The 21189-nt window shown below is 33.7% G+C and carries 19 protein-coding genes; 5 read left to right on the top strand and 14 right to left on the bottom strand.

All coding sequences use genetic code 11. The features are described 5' to 3' along the window. Positions 1-110: 110 nt before the first annotated feature. From pyrG to RM519_RS11390, 10 genes are all read right to left on the bottom strand, one after another. Entirely contained in the window at positions 111-1724 is a 1614-nt protein-coding gene (gene pyrG / locus RM519_RS11435) for a CTP synthase (protein WP_311593947.1), read from the bottom strand. Positions 1725-1832: 108 nt separating this feature from the next. Further along, on the bottom strand, positions 1833-2252 hold the full coding sequence (locus RM519_RS11430; RefSeq protein WP_311593946.1) for a DoxX family protein: 420 nt from the start codon (positions 2250-2252) through the stop codon (positions 1833-1835). A 35-nt stretch (positions 2253-2287) separates the two neighbouring features. Further along, positions 2288-2962, bottom strand: coding sequence for a DUF4377 domain-containing protein (locus RM519_RS11425; RefSeq protein ID WP_311593945.1), 675 nt, complete (start codon positions 2960-2962; stop codon positions 2288-2290). A 6-nt stretch (positions 2963-2968) separates the two neighbouring features. Then, positions 2969-3748, bottom strand: a complete 780-nt coding sequence (locus RM519_RS11420; protein ID WP_311593944.1) for a neuromedin U — start codon at positions 3746-3748, stop codon at positions 2969-2971. A gap of 6 nt (positions 3749-3754) precedes the next feature. Beyond that, complete coding sequence (locus tag RM519_RS11415) at positions 3755-5506, bottom strand: amidohydrolase (protein WP_311593943.1); 1752 nt, start codon at positions 5504-5506, stop codon at positions 3755-3757. Positions 5507-5555: 49 nt separating this feature from the next. Then, positions 5556-6812 (bottom strand): DEAD/DEAH box helicase, encoded by a 1257-nt coding sequence (locus tag RM519_RS11410; RefSeq protein WP_311593942.1) that lies wholly within the window; start codon positions 6810-6812, stop codon positions 5556-5558. Positions 6813-6907: 95 nt separating this feature from the next. Then, positions 6908-7387, bottom strand: a complete 480-nt coding sequence (locus RM519_RS11405; RefSeq protein ID WP_311593941.1) for a hypothetical protein — start codon at positions 7385-7387, stop codon at positions 6908-6910. 97 nt (positions 7388-7484) lie between these two features. Then, entirely contained in the window at positions 7485-10730 is a 3246-nt protein-coding gene (locus RM519_RS11400) for a S41 family peptidase (protein WP_311593940.1), read from the bottom strand. Between the two features lie 85 nt (positions 10731-10815). After that, complete coding sequence (locus RM519_RS11395) at positions 10816-12111, bottom strand: APC family permease (RefSeq protein ID WP_311593939.1); 1296 nt, start codon at positions 12109-12111, stop codon at positions 10816-10818. Between the two features lie 15 nt (positions 12112-12126). Then, positions 12127-13005 carry an SDR family oxidoreductase gene (locus tag RM519_RS11390; RefSeq protein ID WP_311593938.1) on the bottom strand — a complete coding sequence of 293 codons (879 nt, stop codon included), beginning with the start codon at positions 13003-13005 and terminating at the stop codon, positions 12127-12129. 193 nt (positions 13006-13198) lie between these two features. Here RM519_RS11390 and rpmH point away from each other — a divergent pair, with 193 nt between their 5' ends. Then, on the top strand, positions 13199-13360 hold the full coding sequence (gene rpmH / locus RM519_RS11385) for a 50S ribosomal protein L34 (protein WP_070235330.1): 162 nt from the start codon (positions 13199-13201) through the stop codon (positions 13358-13360). Positions 13361-13503: 143 nt separating this feature from the next. Continuing rightward, positions 13504-16353 (top strand): carbamoyl-phosphate synthase large subunit, encoded by a 2850-nt coding sequence (gene carB, locus RM519_RS11380; protein ID WP_311593937.1) that lies wholly within the window; start codon positions 13504-13506, stop codon positions 16351-16353. 39 nt (positions 16354-16392) lie between these two features. Here carB and RM519_RS11375 read toward each other — a convergent pair whose 3' ends face one another. Together RM519_RS11375 and RM519_RS11370 are read right to left on the bottom strand one after the other, a co-directional pair. Continuing rightward, the gene (locus RM519_RS11375) at positions 16393-16941 is read right to left on the bottom strand and encodes a YceI family protein (protein WP_311593936.1); all 549 of its coding nucleotides are present in this window, start codon (positions 16939-16941) and stop codon (positions 16393-16395) included. Between the two features lie 4 nt (positions 16942-16945). Next, a complete protein-coding gene (locus RM519_RS11370; protein ID WP_311593935.1) occupies positions 16946-17305 on the bottom strand; it encodes a c-type cytochrome in 360 nt (119 codons plus the stop codon). A 158-nt stretch (positions 17306-17463) separates the two neighbouring features. Here RM519_RS11370 and RM519_RS11365 point away from each other — a divergent pair, with 158 nt between their 5' ends. Both RM519_RS11365 and RM519_RS11360 read left to right on the top strand, forming a co-directional pair. Further along, complete coding sequence (locus RM519_RS11365) at positions 17464-17841, top strand: OB-fold protein (RefSeq protein WP_311593934.1); 378 nt, start codon at positions 17464-17466, stop codon at positions 17839-17841. Positions 17842-17852: 11 nt separating this feature from the next. Then, the gene (locus tag RM519_RS11360) at positions 17853-18707 is read left to right on the top strand and encodes a DUF5777 family beta-barrel protein (RefSeq protein ID WP_311593933.1); all 855 of its coding nucleotides are present in this window, start codon (positions 17853-17855) and stop codon (positions 18705-18707) included. Positions 18708-18718: 11 nt separating this feature from the next. Here the strand turns inward: RM519_RS11360 and RM519_RS11355 are convergent, their stop codons facing one another. Beyond that, positions 18719-19060 carry a hypothetical protein gene (locus tag RM519_RS11355; protein ID WP_311593932.1) on the bottom strand — a complete coding sequence of 114 codons (342 nt, stop codon included), beginning with the start codon at positions 19058-19060 and terminating at the stop codon, positions 18719-18721. Positions 19061-19227: 167 nt separating this feature from the next. Between RM519_RS11355 and RM519_RS11350 the strand changes: the two genes are divergently transcribed. Further along, positions 19228-20403: a GlmU family protein gene (locus RM519_RS11350; protein ID WP_311593931.1), complete on the top strand. Its 1176-nt coding sequence runs from the start codon at positions 19228-19230 to the stop codon at positions 20401-20403. Positions 20404-20461: 58 nt separating this feature from the next. Here the strand turns inward: RM519_RS11350 and RM519_RS11345 are convergent, their stop codons facing one another. Further along, positions 20462-21181, bottom strand: coding sequence for a head GIN domain-containing protein (locus RM519_RS11345; protein WP_311593930.1), 720 nt, complete (start codon positions 21179-21181; stop codon positions 20462-20464). Between the last annotated feature and the right edge of the window lie 8 nt (positions 21182-21189).

Below are 21189 nucleotides of genomic sequence, written 5' to 3'. Positions count from 1 at the left end.
ATTTCTATTTAGTTTATCCCTCGTTATTTTATCGTAATTGTTGGTGAAGCCAGTTGTTGTAGGCTTTACGAGTGCTTACTTGTGTTTATAGGAATGTCAACTATTTTGTATTAAGTCAAAGAGTGTTCCAAAGCAGCGTTTACAAACGAGACAAACAATGGGTGTGGATTTAAAACCGTACTCTTGTATTCGGGATGATATTGTGCACCAATGAACCATGGATGCTCAGGAATCTCAATTACTTCAACTAAATTGGTGTCTGGGTTTTTACCTGTAGCAATCATTCCGGCCTTTTCAACTTGCTCTAAATAATTGTTGTTGAATTCATAACGATGTCTATGACGCTCATCAATTATATCTTCGTTGTAAATTTCTTTAATTTTAGTACCTTCTTTTAGTTCACATTTCCAAGAGCCTAAACGCATCGTTCCTCCCATATCAACAATAGATTTCTGTTCTTCCATTAGGTTGATAACAGGATGCTTTGTGTTTTCATCCATTTCAGTAGAATATGCACCAGTTAATCCGAGTACATTCCTGGCAAACTCTATCACTGCCATTTGCATTCCTAAACATATTCCAAAGAATGGAATCTTGTTTTCACGAGCATAACGAACCGCATCAATCTTACCTTCAATACCTCTATCTCCAAATCCAGGTGCAACCAATACACCGTTTAATCCTTCTAATTTTGAAGGAACGTTTTCTGAAGTTAAATCTTCAGAATGAATCCAGTGTAATTTTACTTTTACTTGATTATGGGCGCCAGCATGAATAAAGGCTTCAGAAATTGATTTGTACGCATCTTTAAGTTCAACATATTTTCCTATTAATCCAATATGAACCGTGTTTTTTGGATTTTTATGTCCATCTAAAAATCGATGCCATTCATCAAGTTCTGGAGTCCCGTCGAATTCTAGGTTTAGTTTTTTAAGAACAACCTCATCTAATTTTTGTTCTAACATTAAATCCGGAACATCATAAATGGTTTCAGCATCTAAAGATTCTATAATTGCTTCTTTTTCTACATTACAGAATAAAGCCAATTTACGTTTGATACCATCGTTTAATTTATGTTCACTTCTACAAACCAATATATCTGGACTCACACCACTTTGCATCAACATCTTAACCGAATGTTGCGTTGGCTTTGTTTTTAACTCGCCTGCGGCTGCTAGATAAGGTACTAATGTTAAATGAATAGAAACTGCATTTTCATCACCCAATTCCCATAATAATTGACGAACAGATTCAACATAAGGCAATGATTCAATATCACCAACTGTTCCACCAATTTCTGTTATTACGATATCAAATTCTCCGGTATTCCCTAAAATTTGAATTCTATTTTTAATCTCATCTGTAATATGAGGGATAATCTGAACAGTTTTCCCTAAGAATTCACCTTTACGTTCTTTATTAATTACAGATTGATAAATACGACCTGTAGTTACATTATTAGCTTGTGATGTAGGAATATTTAAAAAACGTTCATAATGCCCTAAATCCAAATCCGTTTCAGCACCATCATCAGTAACAAAACATTCTCCATGCTCATAAGGATTCAGTGTTCCTGGATCTATATTAATGTATGGGTCTAATTTTTGAATGGTTACGGAATAGCCTCTTTTTTGTAAGAGTTTAGCCAAAGATGCTGCAATTATTCCTTTTCCAAGTGATGAAGTTACGCCTCCTGTAACAAAAACGTATTTGGTTTTTTTCATTGTGTATAGGTTTGGGCAAAAGTACTAACTCTTGTTTAGTTGGCAAAAAAAGAACCCCTTAAAACTGATAAAATTTTAAGGGGCTTATAATGTTGTAATAATCAGAATCTAAGAACGAACTCCAGTTTTTCTGTCGATTGAATATTTTCCAGCACCATTCAAGAATATTAGTAAAAATCCAAAGAAATAAAGAAATGGTTTTTCACCATTACCACTTCCAATAAGTAGCATATCATGAGAAACAACAAATGCTACAAGCATCACAATGGCGAGCCCTAAGGCATGAAAACGAGCGTATAATCCTAATATTACCGCCAATGCACCAAAGCATTCAAAGTAAGTAACTAGGATGTAACTAGCTTCACTACCAATACCAATTACATCAGGAAAAGAATGGAATCGGGTATCATAATTAATTAACTTTTTCCAGCCATGGCCATAAATCATTTCAAAGCCAAATGCAATACGTAATAATAGAAGTCCTAGATCTTTGTTAAGAGGAATGTAATTGAATTTAAATAAGTTCATAAGTTGGAGTTTTTAAAGGCTCTAAAATATAAATTTTAATCAACCTTTTTAAAACTGAGAATGATTTTGTTTTCTGAATTATAAAAAACAAGAGCGCCATGTTCTTTTTTAAAGGATCTAACATTTCCTAATTCTTTAGAATACAAACTCGAAACATCCATGTGTTCACACATTTTTAATGTTTCTCTTAGTTGACCAAACTCAATTTTATCTCCTTCTAGTTTAGATATGCTACCTCCAAAATTATTACATCCATTCGTGCCTAAGATTTCCATTTTTGAAACATTAATTTCCAATGTAGGTGTTTGTTCTACATTTTCTGAAGAAACATTTTTGCCATTTATGTTCGTGAGCGCGTAGATATCATGAATGGTATAACGTAAATCTTCTTTCTTTTCTAGAGCTTTAACCAATGTATATTTAATAGAGGAGCCATCGGCAGGAGGGTTCTCAATTTTCTCTGTTTTGACTTTTAATTTATAAAAATATCCAGGTTGATATTCAAATCCTTCGATATTAGAATAGAAAAATTCCCAGTCTTGAGTTAAGTCTAGTTCTACATTTTTCTGAATTTGCAAACAAGTCATTTTACCTACTCCTGAGCATTCAACTTTAGCACTATTTATCCACACAATAAGTTCATCCTTTTCAATTTTTGGTTGACAGGATTGTAATATAATAAGCGATATAACAGAAACTAGTAACTTCATAATTATTTATTTAGGAAATAATAAAACTAATTGCGCTCTTATTTGATAATCCGCATTCGTGGCACTTTCTAAATATTTATAGAATCCAATTTGCCAGTTTACAGGTAATTTACCGACTTTAGATAGTTTTCCAAATCCAGCACCCATAGGTACTGTCCACTTGTTACTATCTGGTGCGTCCCAATTTGCCGTAATAATAGGAGCAGAGTTCACATACCAGCCATTTTTGATGTTTTTAACTGCAAAAACCTGAGAATAGAAAAAATTTAGGTCGTTATTGCTATTTCCAGCAACACCAAAAAAGTTTTCAAAGATTGCTCCAACAGTCCAACCATTGTTTTGGTATAATCCAATTACCGATGGTGCAATTCCGAATTTATCAAACCCCAAGCCTTGTTCTATCGTTGGAAACATAAAAGTTGGACCTACACCCCAAATAAATTTACTAGCTTTTGCTGGAGTAAAAAACATTGAAACATTAATGTTCCCAATCCCGTCTCTACGCCCTTCAGGATAAATTGGGCCACTTACAATTGGAATTATTGTTCTGGTAATTAAATTTACTTTATCCGATAACTTAAATGGATAAACTGGTTGGAAATTTAAAGTGTTTGTAGGTCTAATATCTTCACCAAAATCGTAATTATTTTGAAATGGGATACTAATTAAACTGGCAATAGGGTTTTGAATTTTAGATGCTAAATCTTCTGATTCTTTTTGTTCCTCTTGAGAATAACAGGTTAAGCCAAGTGCGATGAATGTACCTAATAGAATTTTCTTTATCATAATTTTTTATTTAATTATTGGAAAATGGTTACCTTCAAATACAGTTCCCAGTACTTCAATATCTTTTAATTTTTCTGCTTCAACTTTGTAGGGATTGTTTTTTAATATAGTAAAGTTTGCAATTTTTCCATTTTTAATTGAACCTAATTCATTTTCCATTCTCCAAGATTGCGCTGCATCAATGGTAATTCCTCTTAGTGCTTGATGCAATGATAATCGCAAATCTGGTCTAGGATGATTACCGTTCAATGTTTCTCTAGTAATTGCACACCATGCCAAATATAAAGGGTTGGCAGGTGCCATAGGTAAATCTGAATGTAATGAATATGGGATGCCCAATTTTTCCACAGAAGCTGACCTTACCATGGCATTCGCACGTTCTGGACCTAATCCAACTTCAGCATATTTATCAGAAAATGCTGTAACATAGTACGGGTTTGCACTAACAATACATCCCAATTCCGAAATTTTCTTTACTTGCGCTTCGGTAGAATTGGCAAAATGAATTATGGTTGTTCTATGGTCTTCACGTGGAGACTCCTTCATTTTACGTTCAATTACCTTAAGCAATTCCTCCAATCCTTTGTCTCCGTTTACATGAACTAGTATTTGATAATCTCGCTCCCAAAAAATATCAAACACGTCTGATATTTCTTGAGGTGGTTGTATCCATTCACCATGATGTCCATCGGTATAACCACCCTTCATCATCATTAATTGAGAAATAATGGCACCATCTATTAAGAGTTTAACCGTTTTTTTGAAAAATCTAATTTTTCCAGTTTCAGGAAACATAGTGGTAATATCTTCAACAGCCTTAACAACAGCTTCATCGCCTTTCTCTTTATTTTGATAAAAAGGAGTTTTGGTTTCTGGTGTAAAAAAGGAATACATTGGAGTTTTAACATCACCTAATATCTCCTTATAGATTTTAACATGAGTTGGCATAATAAATGCACCAGGCTCGTTATAGGCAGTAATTCCATTATTGTGTAACATTTCTACCATTTGATACAATCCTTCTCTAATATTCTCTTCTGGACCAATGATTTCAAATATTTTTGGAAGTAAAGCTATCATTGCTCCCGCTTCAAAGAAGTGGCCTTTCTCAATATTAATTTGTCCTTGAATTTCTTCAGAAAAAGTTTTTGCCCATGCATCAGTCATTCCCAATTGCTCCATTAAAACAGAATTCAAAAAGAACTCATGAACCGATCTGTGCCATATCAAGATAGGTCTAGTTGCACTTATTTTATCTAATTTTTCTCTATTTAGATCTCCGTGAAAATTATGGTGATAGCCCCAACTTAGGAGGATTTCATCAGGATTTTCCATCGAGTTTTCAACATCAGTCAAGGTAGCGAAGTAGTCTTTTTCATTGTCTACGCCTTTCCATGTCTTTGAAGGTAATTCCCATGATTCTGGAGCAATTACATTCATAACTAATGTTAAGGCCCCTAGAAAAGGGTGCATATGTTGTTCAATAAACCCAGGAAACATTGTATTTCCTTTTAAATCAAATTGATTCGAATTTGGGTAATTAGATCGAGCCTCTTTTTGACTCCCAGTAAAAACAACTTTATTGTTTTTGGTTACAACGGATTCTACTGTGCTACCTTGTTTCCCTTCCATGGTAACAATTTCACCATTATAATAGATAATTGTTTCAGCGTTAGCATCCGAATTAGAATTTGATTTTTCAGAATTACAAGCAAATAGAGTTGTAATGCACAGTAAAGTTAAAAGTGCATTTTTCATAGTTTCTTTTTTTGTTAAACAAAAATAGGAAACTAATATTAATTCAAAGTTAATACCAGCGTTTCTTGTTCTTTTTCGAATTGGCTGATTTACGCCCTTTCTTTTTACCAGGTTTGGTATTGGTACTTTTACTTCCCGAACCTTTATGATTTATTGCTTTGGTGTTTTTATCCATTGGATATGGATGATCTTCAACCAATTCAATTTTCTTTTGAATTAATTGTTGAATTGTTTTGATGTAATTCATTTCGTCTGCTCCGCAAAAAGAATATGCATTGCCAGATTCACCTGCTCTACCTGTTCTTCCAATTCTATGAACGTAGGTTTCCGGAATATTAGGTAAGTCAAAGTTAATAACAGCATCTAAACTATTAATGTCAATACCTCTTGCAGCAACATCAGTTGCTATTAAAATATTAACGTCATTATTCTTGAACTTGTTCAAGGCTTCTTGTCGCGCACTTTGAGATTTATCACCATGCAAAGAAGTAACATTGTAGCCGTTTTTTTTAAGTGAAGATTCAAGTTTGTCAACACCAAACTTAGTACGTCTAAAAATAAGAATACTTCCTTTTACTGTATTTCGTAATAGGTGTAAACAAAGTTCTAATTTCTTTTTTCGAGGAACATAATATAATAACTGGTTTACATTTTTAGCAGCAGAAGAGTTTGCAGCAACCTCAACCTTTTCAGGATTGTTAAGAATCACGTTCGCCAGTTGTAATACTTTTTTTGGCATGGTTGCCGAGAATAAGAGTACCTGCCTATTCTTGGGGCATACTTTTACAATCTTGTTCACATCATCATAAAAGCCCATATCTAACATTAAGTCGGCTTCGTCTAGCACTAGTGTTTGAATATGGCTCAAACTTAAAATATCCTGCTTTCTTAAATCTAACAATCTGCCCGGCGTTGCAATTAAAACATCAACACCTTTTTTTAGAACGTCTTTTTGTGGTTCTATAGACGTGCCACCAAAAACTACGGTCGTTCTTAAATTGGTATATTTAGCATAGGTTTTAAAATCATCTTGAATTTGAACTGCCAATTCTCTGGTTGGACTTACAATTAATGCACGAATCTTCTTTCCTTTCTTTTTTGAATTTTGATGCCAAATCAATTTTTCAATAATTGGTAACGCAAAGGCAGCAGTCTTTCCAGTTCCCGTTTGAGCAGATGCAATAATGTCCTTATTCTCTAAAACTAATGGGATACATTTTTCTTGAATAGGGGTAGGAGCGTCGTACCCAGTTTCTTTGATGGCTTTTAAAATTGATTTATCTAAAGGTAATTCGCTAAAGTGCATACTTCGTTTTATTTAATGCAAAGGTAGTAAGATAGAAGTTATGAGTATTGAATTATGATTGACTAGTTAGAAAAAGAATGATTAAGTTGAAACGATTAACTATTACCCAATCTCTCAATTTCCAATTGGTAGTCATATTGTAAATCTTCATGCAATCCACTTACTGTTTTTTCAATCATAGCCAATTGCCGAGTATAAACATTCATTAAACGAACGCTTCTTTTTATGGAAGGCCTAAAATCCTTCAGTTTTTTACAAAAATAGAGCAGCAATTCTACTTCAGTTTCTTTATTCTTAGAATAGCGAATGAACTTTTTAGTATTCGTTAAAATCTTTCGAACGCTTTTCCTGATAAAGTAGTAACTCTTAGTATTTACCTCTTCAAATTGTTCGTCTATATATTCCTTTACACTTTCAATGTAACCATTTTCATCATTGGCCTCAAACAATAAATAGGTGAGGAGTTCTTTATTTTCCTTTTTAAAGCGCCCTAACCGAAGACATAACTCTAATAATTCGCTTTGAGAGCAATGTTGTAATTCTGTTTTAATTTCTTTGAGTGTAGATGATTTCATATAAGAATACAGCAATTATTGCATTTGTAAATCTAATTATAATAATAAAGTGATTTGAATAATGATTCAAATCACTTTATCAATTATTTTGTTGTCGTTAGTTTTTAAACGATTTGTCTGGGTACGCAGGAACAGGAGGAACCTCTCTTGGATCCTCTTTTATTAGTTTTTTAAGATGTTCTATTGCCGCTTCTAATTGGGCATCTTTTCCATTAAAAGTTGCATGAGGTAAATTGTCTACTTCAATATCTGGTTCAAAGCCATGACCCTCGATAAGCCATTCTCCATCTGGGCCATAAACTCCCATCATTGGAGCTCTGGCCAAACCACCATCACTTAATCTATTTCCACTGTGTAGCCAAATTTCGCCACCCCATGTTCTTGTTCCTATAGCCATTCCTAAATTTAATTTTTTAAATCCATCTGCAAAAGCTTCTCCATCTGAGGCTGTATTTCCGTCAACAAGAATAACGATATGGCCTCTAAAAGCATACTGCATATTCCAGTAAGGTTTACCCGATCTAGATTTCCAATACATCCATGCTTTGCGCAGTAGTTTTTCTAAAATGATACTTTCAATATTACCTCCTCTGTTATGCCTAACATCTATAATTAATCCTGGTCTGTCAAAAACAGGGTAAAACTCCCTATACCACTGGTTAAGGTCGCTACTTCCCATAGCTCTTAAGTGTACATAACCAACATCTTTGTTGGTTTTTTCTTCAACTTCGAGTCTTCTTGTGTATTCCCAATCTCGATAGCGCAAATTGTATTCATTATTAAAAGGAACTACAATAACATCCTTGCTAACACTTCCACTAGAAATAGATAAACGAACTTGTTTTCCAGATTTATTTCTAATCAATGCTCCAATATCTACAGATGACAGTGTAGGAACTCCATTTATACTTGTTATGATATCTCCTTCATTTATATCTAAATATGGGTCGTCTAAAGGTGATTTTTCATCAGGATAATCTGGGTCTGCTTTATAGATGTATTCAATTCTATAGCCGCCAGCATTTTCGTCTCTGCTGAATCTAGCACCTAAACTTGCTACTGAAATATTTTTTTGATCTCCTCTAGTATCTCCACCACGAACGCTCGTATGTAGCGCCGATAATTCTCCAACAAAACGACCAATTAAATCAGATAGTTCAACTCTTGTTGTTACCCTATCAACCAATGGAAAATATTTATCATACATGCCTTTCCAATTTACACCGTGCATGTTTTTGTCATAGAAATAATCGCGCTCCATTCTCCAAGCATCTGTAAATAGTTGTTTCCAGTCTTCACGCGGTGTAATGGAAAATTTCCAACCGCTTAGATCAATTTTGGACTGAGTTAAATCACTTATTTTACTTGTGCCCGCTGGAACCATAAAAAAACTATTTCCTTTTCTTACAAGAATTTTACTACCATCTGAAGTCAAATTAAATCCTTGGATACCTTCGATCATCGTTTTTAGTTTAACATCTTTATTGTCGATCTTAACTGCGCTTAAACTTGATTTACTGTTTATTCCCGTCGAACTTGATGCAAGGTAAATTGCTTTTTTATTTATAGCTAATCCGTTATAGTTACCTGCTTTAATTGGAACTTCGATAATTCTAGATGCAATCCCCTCAATATCAATAGTCACTGAAATCTTTTTGTCTTCTGATTTCTTTTCTTGTTTTTCTTCCTTTTTAACCATTTCATCATTTGGTCTAAATGGTGAACGGACTCCTTTATTCAGGGCTACATGATATAACTTCTCACTTGCGTCAAAATAAGGCTCCGGTTGTCTAGGACCCCATGGACCACCAACAAGAGTGGTAAAACTTCGATCTGATAAAAAATAGATAAATTTCCCATCTGGACTCCATTGTGGAGATAAACTATTTGCCCTATCAGATGTTAATTCAAATGATTTACTTGAATCTAGGTTATAAATATGAATTTGTGCCATTGTATTGTTAGCGTACTGAACAAATGAAATCCATTTACTATCTGGTGACCACGAAAAAGAGCCTATGCCTTCTTCATTATTAGAAATTTTCTTACTCTCTCCGCTAGCAATATTTAATATAAACATGTTGTTTTCCAAATCATCATATGCAATCCATTTTCCATCGGGTGACGGAACTCCGGCAAGTCTTAAAACAGATCCGTTAGAAGTAATTGAATTAGATGAACCAATTCCGTTAGAAGGCATGCTTACAAATTCAAATTCACCGCTTTCATCAGATAGTGTATAAATATTTTTTCCGTCAGATGAGAAAGTGGCATCTCTATAGCGAACATTTTTTTGATGTGTAAATTCAATAAACCTACCTGATTTTACTGGAGCTACAAAGGCACGTCCTCTTGCAGTAATTACAATTTTACTTCCATCCTTATTTGGATTAACAGCTGTGATATATTGTGATGGGTTTTCATCCCATTTTTCTCTTAATTGATCCAAATCAGTTGCTAACCTGATATCAATTTTATTAGATGAGTTAGAATTTACGTCATATTTCCAAATGTCTGCTCCCAGTTGGTAAACAATGGTGTTTTTAGAGTTTTTAGCATATCTAACATCAAAACCTTCGTGTTTTGTATGCTGTTTCTTATCACCTCCATTCGTATCCATAGACCATAGGTTCATTGTACCATCCCTATCCGTTATAAAATAGACTCTATTGTTAATCCACATAGGATGATGACTTTCACCTGGATGATCTGTTGTTAATTTTACAGCTTCGTCCATACCTTCGGTAAATTTCCAGATTTGGCGGGCGGTTCCTCCTTGATATCTTTTGGTTACATTACCATGATATGCAGGGCGAACAAAGAAAATTGTCTTTCCAGTAGTATCAAAAGACGCTTCACTAGCTTGACTTAAAGGAATTCTCTTTTTTTGTTTGGTTTGAGTATTTAATTTAACTGTTTGCCAATCTGGCAATGTAGAATAATTTCTAGTTGCATAGGCAATTTCTCCATTTTCAGTCCAGTTGTTCGGAATAACACTTGAACTTTCATAGGTCCATCTTGTAGGTAGTCCTCCATTAATTGGGATTGTGTATAATTCCGTTGGCCCTTCATAACTAGCGGAATAAGCAACTGTCTTTCCGTCTGGTGAAATGATTGGATACCGTTCTTCTTCTTGATGTGTTGTTAATCTTTGGGCTAACCCTCCATCTAGAGAGACAGTCCATAAATCGCCTTCGGCAGTGAAAACAACTGTGTTTTCATGAACCGCTGGAAACCTGTAATAGCCGTCGAAGCCTTGAGATAAACTATTTAACTGAAAGGCAATTAGAAATAAAAGTACAATCCCTTTCAAGGGTGCTGAATTACTAATGTGTGAAATCATAGTGATTTATTATTTAGTTTGGTTAATAAAAGAGAAGGGTTAGTATTTTCAAATATAATATAAAACTTAAGAATAAATTAGCCCTTTAGTTTGAATTGACGTTCTTTATTGATGCTGTTTTTTTATAAAAATATTCAATAATAAAGCAAATTAAAATTAACGAAAGAGCAATGACAACTCCAACTTTGTTAGAATTATACTGTTGAGAAATTAAAATTATTAGGGCACTAGAACAACTTATAAAACCTAATAACGTAATTATTTTGTTTGCCTTTATTTCTTTAGAAAGTTTAAAGCCAACATAATTTACAATTGCGAATATTAGCAGAAACCCAACACTACCTGCAGTAGAAATACTTTCTAGGTTTAGGGTGTTTGTAATTATTAATGTAGCGATTGCGGTTATTAGTAATCCAATAGGTTGATTCCATAGTTCGTTGGTTAACTCATGCGGTAGTTCGTCGTCTTCCGCAATTTCATAGCTTACTCTACTACCACCATACAGTGATGCATTTATTGCTGAAAAAGTTGAAATTAAAGCAGCGATGGTTATAATAGTAAATCCAACTTCTCCGAGCATGGGCTTTGCGGCCTCGGCTAACACATAATCTTCAGCCGTCGCAATTTCATCAAAAGGAAGTGAGCCTAGGGTTACTATCGCTATAATAATGTATAAAAGAATTACAAAAATTACGGAGTAGAAATAGGCTTTGGGAATGTTCTTCTTCGGATTGATAATATCTGGTGCGGCATTCGCAATTAACTCAAACCCTTCGTATGACACAAAAATGACCATACCTCCAGCAATTAAATGAATGGGAGTTTCCCAATTACTCACTACTAATTGGTTTAAATTTGGATTCCCAATTAAACCATACAATCCAATGGCAACGAATGATAGAAGAATGACAAGTTTTATTATAACAGCATAGGACTCTATTTTACCAACCACTGAAATGCTATAATAATTGATTGCTGTAGCTAAAATAATTATGGAGCTAGCATATATATGGGTGTCGAATATCTTATCTCCGGTTAGTTGGAATAGGTTAGGGGCGTAAGATCCAAATGCAGAAGCATATAAGGCTAGCATAATTATATAACTTATCCAAAGCAAGTTATTAATACCTCCACTAAAAATTGATTTTCCAAATCCCTGGTTTATGAACTTAACTGTTCCTCCTCTATCTGGAAATGAAAGTGATAGTTTAACGTAACTGTAAGAGGTAATTAGTGCCAAAACACCAGCTATTAAAAAGGCAATAGGGGTTCCACCTTTTGCTAGCGATACGGCTAATCCTAATACAGCAAATATTCCTCCACCCACCATACCGCCAATACCAATAGATATGGCTTCCTTAAGACCAATTTTTTTATTCATTCATACAATTAATGGCTATTTCTTTTTCTTACTTCGAATCATCATTTCTAACATGTCCCACATTTCTTCTGGAATTTCTTCTAGCATATTAAATTCACCGGCTCCTTTTAACCATTCACCGCCATCAATTGTAATTACTTCCCCATTAACGTATGCTGAGTAATCTGACATTAGATAGGCGGCTATATTTGCCAATTCTTGATGCACTCCAACTCTTCCAACAGGAACCTTTTTAGCCATGTCGAATTTTTCCTTTAAGTTTCCAGGAAGTAATCTATCCCAAGCGCCTTTTGTAGGGAATGGGCCAGGGGCAATGGCGTTTGAACGTATTCCATATTTAGCCCATTCTACGGCTAATGAGCGTGTCATGGCTAGTACACCTGCCTTTGCCGTAGCAGAAGGAACTACATAGGCAGAACCCGTCCAGGCATATGTCGTAACAATGTTTAAAACTGTTGCTTTCTCTTGCTTTTCTTTAATCCAATGTTTTCCAAAAGCCAATGTGCAGTTTTTACTCCCTTTTAGTACAATATCTATTATAGTATCAAAAGCATTTGCTGAGAGTCTCTCGGTTGGTGAAATAAAATTTCCTGCAGCATTATTTAGTAAGCCGTCTACTTTTCCAAAAGTATCCACTGTTTTTTGTAACATCGCCTCTACTTGATCATAATGACGCACATCACATTGAATTGGTAATACTGTTCCTCCAGTTTTTTCTTCTAATTCAATTTTTACTGTTTCTAATTTTTCGAGATTTCTAGAGGTTATAGCAACTTTTGCACCTAACTCGAGGAAATACGTTGTCATTGCCTTTCCAAGACCGCTTCCTCCGCCAGTAACAACAATTGACATTCCGTCTAGACTTCCTTCTTTTAACATTGGTTTTTGATACATAGTTTTCGTTATTTTGTAGTTAAACAAATATATCTTTTTTCAACCTAAAAAGACTGAATAAAATTTTTTTAAATTTTTGTAATTTTGCACTTGTCAGATATAAAAATGATTGTATATTTGCCCCACTTTTAGCAGAGGATTTCGCAATTTAAGCTAAGTATAAAAATAAAGACGATATTTAAAACATAAAGTAATGCCAAAAAGAACGTATCAGCCATCGAAAAGAAAGAAAAGAAACAAACACGGTTTCAGAGAAAGAATGGCGTCTGCTAACGGTAGAAAGGTTTTAGCTAGAAGAAGAGCTAAAGGAAGAAAGAGATTAAGTGTTTCTTCAGATCCTAGACCAAAGAAATAATGATTGTATTAAAAAATTATATACAAGGTGTTACTGTTTTTCAGTAACACCTTTTTTTTAGTCTTTTTATAAGTTTTAATAACTATTTTTTTAAAAAAGAAACAAATCCATAATATTTAACATCTCAAGATAAAAGTTTTAAAATGCCAAAAAATAATAAGTTAAAATCGGTTTTAATTATAGGTTCAGGTCCAATTGTAATTGGGCAAGCATGTGAGTTTGATTATTCTGGAACACAGGCCATTCGCTCGTTAAGAGAAGAAGGTATAGAAGTTGTTCTTATTAATTCGAATCCAGCAACGATTATGACAGATCCAGAAACAGCGGATCATGTTTATTTAAAACCATTGACAACAAAGTCGATTATTGAGATTTTAGAAATTCATAATGTAGATGCAGTTTTACCTACAATGGGAGGGCAAACAGCGTTGAATTTATGTATTGAGGCGGATGATAAAGGAATATGGAAAGATTATAATGTTGAATTAATTGGTGTAAATATTGACGCTATTAATATTACAGAAGATAGAGAGCAATTTAGAAATTTGATGAGCGAAATTGATGTGCCAATGGCACCTCAAGCAACAGCAACATCTTTCTTAAAAGGTAAAGAAATTGCGCAAGAATTTGGTTTTCCTTTATGTATTCGTTCTTCATTTACTTTAGGTGGAGCTGGTGCAGCAATAGTACACAAAGAAGAGGATTATGATGAGTTACTGAGAAGAGGTTTAGAAATTTCACCGATTCATGAGGTGATGATTGATAAGGCCATGATGGGATGGAAAGAGTTTGAGTTAGAACTTTTAAGAGACAAAAATGACAACGTTGTAATTATTTGTTCTATTGAGAATTTTGACCCTATGGGGATCCATACGGGTGATTCAATTACAGTCGCACCTGCAATGACCTTGAGTGATACAACTTTCCAAAGAATGCGTGATATGGCCATTAAAATGATGCGTTCTATCGGTGATTTTGCGGGAGGATGTAATGTACAATTCGCCGTTTCTCCAGATGAGAAAGAAGATATCATTGCTATTGAAATTAACCCACGTGTATCTAGGTCGTCTGCATTGGCATCAAAAGCGACAGGATATCCAATTGCAAAAATTGCATCAAAACTGGCCATAGGATATCACTTAGATGAATTAGATAATCAAATTACTAAAACAACTTCAGCTTTATTTGAGCCTACTTTGGATTATGTTATTGTAAAAATTCCGCGTTGGAACTTTGATAAGTTTGAAGGGTCAGATAGAACTTTAGGACTTCAGATGAAAGCTGTTGGGGAGGTGATGGGAATTGGACGTTCGTTCCAAGAAGCATTGCACAAGGCAACACAATCCTTAGAGATTAAGAGAAACGGAATTGGTGCGGATGGAAAAGGATACAAAGAATACGATAAAATTATTAGCAAACTAACACATGCGAGTTGGGATCGAGTATTCGTAATTTACGATGCTATTCAAATGGGGATATCTCTAAGTAAAATTCATGAAATCACAAAGATAGATATGTGGTTCTTGAAGCAATATGAAGAATTGTATTTATTAGAAAAGGAAATCTCTAAATATACGATTGAGACATTACCAAAAGGTTTGTTATTAGAGGCAAAGCAAAAGGGATATGGCGATAGACAAATTGCACATATGATGGAGTGTCTAGAAAGTCAAGTTTATAAAAAACGTCAGGAGTTAGATATAAACAGGGTATACAAATTAGTAGATACGTGTGCCGCAGAGTTTAATGCGGAAACGCCATATTATTATTCAACCTTTGAAAACAACAGTATTATTAATGGAAAATCATTTGCTGACAATGAAAGTGTAGTTTCTGATAAAAAGAAAGTGGTTGTTCTAGGTTCTGGCCCTAATAGGATTGGGCAGGGAATTGAATTTGACTATTGTTGTGTGCATGGTGTACTAGCTGCACGTGAAGCGGGATATGAAACTATTATGATTAACTGTAACCCAGAAACAGTTTCTACAGATTTTGATATTTCTGATAAATTATACTTCGAACCAATTTTCTGGGAGCATATTTATGACATTATTCAGCATGAAAAACCTGAAGGTGTAATTGTTCAGTTGGGAGGACAAACTGCATTAAAACTAGCAGAAAAACTAGAAAAATACGGAATCAAAATTATTGGAACTAGCTTTGAGGCTTTAGATTTAGCTGAAGATAGAGGTCGTTTCTCTGAATTGTTAACAGAGTTAAATATTCCTTTTCCACAATTTGGTACCGCAACTAACGCCGATGAAGCGCTCACCATTGCAGATGAGTTAGATTTTCCAATTTTGGTAAGACCATCTTATGTATTAGGAGGACAAGGAATGAAGATTGTAATTAATAAAGATGATCTTGAAAAACATGTAGTTGATTTGCATCGAAAAATGCCTGGTAACGTATTGTTATTGGACCACTATTTAGATGGAGCCATCGAGGCAGAAGCAGATGCGATTTGTGATGCAGATGGTAATGTGTATATCATCGGAATTATGGAGCATATTGAGCCTTGTGGAGTGCACTCTGGAGATTCAAATGCAACGTTGCCTCCATTTAACTTAGGTGAGTTTGTAATGCAACAAATTAAAGACCATACTAAGAAAATTGCAAGAGCACTTAAAACTGTCGGATTGATTAATATTCAATTTGCAGTAAAAGATGATATGGTTTATATTATTGAAGCGAACCCTAGAGCCTCTAGAACTGTGCCATTTATTGCGAAAGCATACCAAGAACCATATGTTAATTATGCAACTAAGGTGATGTTAGGAGACAAGAAGGTTACAGATTTCAATTTCAACCCAAGATTGGATGGATATGCAATTAAGCAGCCTGTATTCTCGTTTAATAAATTTCCGAATGTAAATAAGAATTTGGGTCCTGAAATGAAATCGACTGGAGAAAGTATTTTGTTTATAGATAGTTTAAAAGACGATCAATTCTACGAACTATATTCTCGAAGAAAAATGTATTTGAGTAAATAATTAAAAGCCCTTGAAAAAGGGCTTTTAATTATTAATAACTTATTTTTTAAGTGCCATAATAAAATTGGTAGATACAATTACTTCATCGGCAACTTTATTTCTAACCACCTTTGCTAATTCTATATCAAAGTCTTCAGGATTCAATATAAATTCTGAGGAAATAATAATTTGACTATTGTCTAGCGAAATATAAGATTCGATAAGAACTTTTTTAGTTTTACCATGAAAACTAATTTCTCCTTCAATGTAAAATTGTTTTCTATTTTTTGTTAATTCGTTCAATTTAAAATTTTGAATAACACCTTTTAAAGTTGTTTTTGGAAATTTAGAAGATTCAGCATAATTTTCATTAAAGTGTTCTTCCATTAGTGCAATTTTAAATCTGAAAGCTTTGACCAATGCCAATGCCGCTAATTCACCAGTTTCAACATTCATTATTGCCGTCACCGTTTTATTTTTCGCATTTACTTCTTCAAATGAAGGAACTGAGGCTTCAAATTCTATAGCCCCACTTTTTGTAAAATATTTTTGCGAGTTAGCAGTTTTAGAAATTAGAATTAAGCAAGTTAAAATAAATATGACTCTCATGATTTTATTCTTTAAATCCTTCTGTCATCCAATCTTTAATTGTTTGAATTTGCGCACTTGTCAAGGTGCTTCCTCCGGGAGGCATTACTCCAGCAGTTCCTTGCGGTCTCTCAATGCGATCAATTAGTTCACCATTCTGTGTTTCATTTTTAACTTCATCATAGGTTGTTAAAGAAACTGGAGCTCCATTAGTAGGAGGGGCTCCATGACAATTATTACAATGGCTTTCCATAATTGGTTTAATATCGTTTGTGTAATTAATATCGACAGGTATTGGAGGATTTAAATCTTCTGTACTGTCATTAGAACAAGAAAAATAAACAATTGAAATAAATACTACTAAAGCTAGGTTAATTTTCTTCATGAGCTACATTATTTCAATGATGAATTTAAACAAATATAGAAAAATAAATAGGATTTATTTTTTTATTTCGGGCTTGGAGAATTGAAATTCAATTGCTTAATGATTAAAAACATTAAAAATTACCACTATATTTAAGAAATGAATTAATACTTTTTGAAATGAATAAAATGAAGATTGGATTTTTAATTTTAATTGTTTTAGGAATTGTCGGGTATAATTACATCTATAAATCTCACAGAAATATTCAACTAGAGCGACCTGACTATACATTATTTTCAAATGATATTCTAGATGAGTTTCAATTGAATTTGGATGAAAGCACAAATAAGTATCTTAATAAAATAATTATTATTGAAGGTGAAGTTACAAATTTGGAAAGAGATTTTGTCATGTTAGATGATAGAATTGTTTGTTATAATTTGGATTCAAAGAGTTTAAATCTAAATACAACTGTTAAGATAAAGGGACGTTTTATTGGATATGATGAACTTTTGGAAGAACTGAAGTTAGATCAGTGTATAATTATAAAACAATAGAAATTTTAGTTATGAGAAATTTTAGTTTAATGTTATTAAGTATTCTTATTTCAGGTGTTGTATTTTCTCAAGAGGAATTGCTGAGTGAATTAGAAGAAGAAGTAGTTTTAGATAGTACCGTTACATCAGCATTTAAAGGATTGAAAATTGTTGATATAGAGTCTACCAAATTGGCGGCTCAAAAAGATTTTTACTTTGTTATTGCCCACAGGTTTGGATCAATTAAAGGTGGTATAGATGAGTTTTTTGGGTTAGATACTTCATCGATAAGATTTAGTCTAATTTATGGATTTACGGATTGGTTAAATTTCGGAGTATCCAGAAGTTCATACAATAAAGTTTATGATATTACATCTAAATATCGGTTTATACAACAACAAGAGCATGGTTTTCCACTTAATGTTGTAGGATTTAGCAGTATTGCAATTAACACAGGTATTGATGAGGACGACTATATGAATTTTGAGTTTAAGCATAGATTAACATACTTAACTCAATTAATGATATCAAGAAAAATTACTGAGAAATTATCGTTACAGATTGTGCCAATTTTATTTCATGAAAATTTTGTGGAGAATGATATGCAAGATAACACGCAATATGCACTAGGTGGAGGAGGAAGATATAAACTTTCGAAATTTGTTACATTTAATATTGATTACGCATATCACTTCAATAGAGCATCGAATAGTATTTTTAGAAACCCATTATCTATTGGAGTCGATATTGAGACAGGTGGGCATGTATTTCAATTACATCTTACTAATGCTCAGCCTATGTACGACGCAGGTTTTTTAACAAATGCTGCAGGTGATTGGTCTGAAGGGGATATTTATTTCGGGTTTAATTTATCAAGGGTGTTTTAGAAACGTGAATTTTATTTAAAACCACCGGCTTGCCAATTTTTAATGGCACTAATTTGACTTGAACTGAGGTTTCCGGAAGGAGGCATAGAACCATCTTCAACTCTTCCTATCAAATCGCGCGAATTGATTGCACTTTGCACTAATGCCGATGAGGTTAACGACATAGGGGCGTTATTTGTTGGGGGATTTCCATGACAACTATTACAATTACTATCCATTATAGATTTTATACTATTGGCATATGTTACAGAAGTGTTTGGATTTGAAGGGTTCATGACATCATCATCATCTGATGAGCATGAAATTGTTAAACTTAAAATAAAAAGAACAGAAATAAATAGATTAGATTTCATAGTAAAGTTTGTTTAAGTTTTTTAATAAGACGTAACTATGGTTCATAAATTACATATACTGGATTTTTATTTGTATAAAAGATGACCTTTAAGTCTTTATTGAATACTCAAAAAAACTCATTTGATATAATTCATTGTTTTATATTTGCTCAAAATTAAAATTGAAAATGAATTATATTCTTTTTGATGGTGAAGTTCGTGAAACTTTACTACCGTTTACATATACAAGACCGGTTGCAGATATTAGAATTGGAATCCTTACAATTCGAGAAAAATGGGAGCGTTACCTAGGGTATTCTACTAGTACTTTGACAGAGGAGTATTTAGAATTGAAATTTCCTATGGTGGAAATGGAGCAGAACATTATGATTAACGCTTCGTATTTGCCTACAGATGCGTTGGTTGAGGTTGTTAAAGGTTTAAAAGAGAATGAAGCTGTTGTTCAAAACAATGCGATTATCGCTTTCTTTGCTACAGACTCACAAGAGGTTGAGAATTTTGACACCTATAACCAGATTGAATTTGAACAAGAAGTATTGCAGATAAAAAACACTTGGGATATTTTTTCTAAGAATGCAGAGGCTATTCAATTAGATTTTGATTTAATAACGGAAGGCCGTGACTCTGAAACTATCCCAGATTCTATACACTGTTTTAATAAAGAGAATATCTTCATAGAGGAGGGTGTAGAATTAACCGTAGGGTCTTTAAACGCAATAGATGGCCCAATTTATATTGGTAAAAATGCTGTAGTTATGGAAGGGTGTAATGTGAGAGGTCCGTTTTCACTTGGAGAGAATTCAGCCTTAAAAATGGGTGCTAAAATTTATCAGGCGACTACAATTGGACCCAATTGTACCGTTGGAGGAGAAGTTAAGAATTCTGTGATTTTTGGGTATTCAAACAAAGGACATGAAGGGTATTTAGGAAACTCAGTAATTGGTGAATGGTGTAATTTAGGTGCAGATACAAACAATTCTAATTTAAAGAACAATTATGCAGAGGTGAAACTTTGGAGTTATGAAACTGAACGTTTTGCTAAAACTGGTTTACAGTTTTGCGGTTTAATGATGGGGGATCATTCTAAATGTGGAATTAACACGATGTTTAATACGGGAACTGTTGTTGGAGTAAGTACTAATATTTTCGGAGCAGGCTTTCAACGAAATTTTATTCCTTCATTTGCTTGGGGTGGAACAAAAGGTTTTTCGGTATATCAAATGAATAAGGTAAAGGAGGTTGCAACCGCGGTAATGGAGCGTAAGCAACTCGATTTTGACGAAAAAGAAGAAACTATTTTGCAGCAAGTCTTTGATGACACTACGAAGTATAGAAATTTTTAAATAAAAAAAAGCCAAGTTTAAACTTGGCTTTTTTAGTTTTGGTTAGTTCAAAAGCAATTTAATTCTTTTTTGAAACACTTCCCGAACCTGAAACTTTAACACTTTCTGTAGAAGGGTTTCCTTTGTAACGTACGTTTCCAGAACCAGAAATTTTAGCATTTAATTTACCATTAATGGTTGCTGAAACATTACCTGACCCCGAGATAGCTACGTTCGCATCACCTACCTCTAATTCATACCCTCTTATATTTCCAGACCCTGCAATAGCATATTTAATGGAGTCTGTAGTTCCTTGAAGATCAATTGAACCCGAACCTGCTAAACTTGCTCCCATTGTATTTGCATCTACCATTAAGTCCATGTCTCCTGATCCAGCAAGACTTAGAGCAAGATTGTCGGACTTAATAGGATCTTTGCCTACCACATTTCCAGATCCGCCAAATGCAACCGCATTAATGTCTTTAAATGGAATTGTTATATAAATGGTTTTTTTATGAGAAATATTTTTCCCTTTTTTCCATTTTATCTTTAATTCTCCTTTTTCAACTTTGGTAATTAAGTAAGGTGCTAAATTTTCTTCAACTTTTATGGTAATGTTTCCTTCTTTTCCAGAAACTAATTCGACTTCAAAAGATCCTCCAATAGAAATCTTGTCATATTCTCCAGTCGTTCTGTTTTCGGTAATAACTTTTCCATTACCTCTAATTTTTTCCTTGGCGTTAGCGTTAATAGTTAGTAATGTTGTTAAACAGATTGCAATAATTTTAATGGTTTTCATATCTAGTT

The organism is Urechidicola vernalis (genome assembly GCF_031846385.1).
In the GTDB taxonomy this organism is placed as follows: Bacteria; Bacteroidota; Bacteroidia; order Flavobacteriales; family Flavobacteriaceae; genus Urechidicola; species Urechidicola vernalis.
Note: the sequence above shows the minus strand (reverse complement) of the source record. Positions and strands in the feature narration are given on the sequence as shown.

Bases quoted from the DNA above. Each gene is read 5' to 3' on its own strand.
- pyrG (WP_311593947.1), bottom strand. From the start codon at position 1,724: ATGAAAAAAACCAAATACGTTTTTGTTACAGGAGGCGTAACTTCATCA.
- RM519_RS11430 (WP_311593946.1), bottom strand. From the start codon at position 2,252: ATGAACTTATTTAAATTCAATTACATTCCTCTTAACAAAGATCTAGGA.
- RM519_RS11425 (WP_311593945.1), bottom strand. From the start codon at position 2,962: ATGAAGTTACTAGTTTCTGTTATATCGCTTATTATATTACAATCCTGT.
- RM519_RS11420 (WP_311593944.1), bottom strand. From the start codon at position 3,748: ATGATAAAGAAAATTCTATTAGGTACATTCATCGCACTTGGCTTAACC.
- RM519_RS11415 (WP_311593943.1), bottom strand. From the start codon at position 5,506: ATGAAAAATGCACTTTTAACTTTACTGTGCATTACAACTCTATTTGCT.
- RM519_RS11410 (WP_311593942.1), bottom strand. From the start codon at position 6,812: ATGCACTTTAGCGAATTACCTTTAGATAAATCAATTTTAAAAGCCATC.
- RM519_RS11405 (WP_311593941.1), bottom strand. From the start codon at position 7,387: ATGAAATCATCTACACTCAAAGAAATTAAAACAGAATTACAACATTGC.
- RM519_RS11400 (WP_311593940.1), bottom strand. From the start codon at position 10,730: ATGATTTCACACATTAGTAATTCAGCACCCTTGAAAGGGATTGTACTT.
- RM519_RS11395 (WP_311593939.1), bottom strand. From the start codon at position 12,111: ATGAATAAAAAAATTGGTCTTAAGGAAGCCATATCTATTGGTATTGGC.
- RM519_RS11390 (WP_311593938.1), bottom strand. From the start codon at position 13,005: ATGTATCAAAAACCAATGTTAAAAGAAGGAAGTCTAGACGGAATGTCA.
- rpmH (WP_070235330.1), top strand. From the start codon at position 13,199: ATGCCAAAAAGAACGTATCAGCCATCGAAAAGAAAGAAAAGAAACAAA.
- carB (WP_311593937.1), top strand. From the start codon at position 13,504: ATGCCAAAAAATAATAAGTTAAAATCGGTTTTAATTATAGGTTCAGGT.
- RM519_RS11375 (WP_311593936.1), bottom strand. From the start codon at position 16,941: ATGAGAGTCATATTTATTTTAACTTGCTTAATTCTAATTTCTAAAACT.
- RM519_RS11370 (WP_311593935.1), bottom strand. From the start codon at position 17,305: ATGAAGAAAATTAACCTAGCTTTAGTAGTATTTATTTCAATTGTTTAT.
- RM519_RS11365 (WP_311593934.1), top strand. From the start codon at position 17,464: ATGAATAAAATGAAGATTGGATTTTTAATTTTAATTGTTTTAGGAATT.
- RM519_RS11360 (WP_311593933.1), top strand. From the start codon at position 17,853: ATGAGAAATTTTAGTTTAATGTTATTAAGTATTCTTATTTCAGGTGTT.
- RM519_RS11355 (WP_311593932.1), bottom strand. From the start codon at position 19,060: ATGAAATCTAATCTATTTATTTCTGTTCTTTTTATTTTAAGTTTAACA.
- RM519_RS11350 (WP_311593931.1), top strand. From the start codon at position 19,228: ATGAATTATATTCTTTTTGATGGTGAAGTTCGTGAAACTTTACTACCG.
- RM519_RS11345 (WP_311593930.1), bottom strand. From the start codon at position 21,181: ATGAAAACCATTAAAATTATTGCAATCTGTTTAACAACATTACTAACT.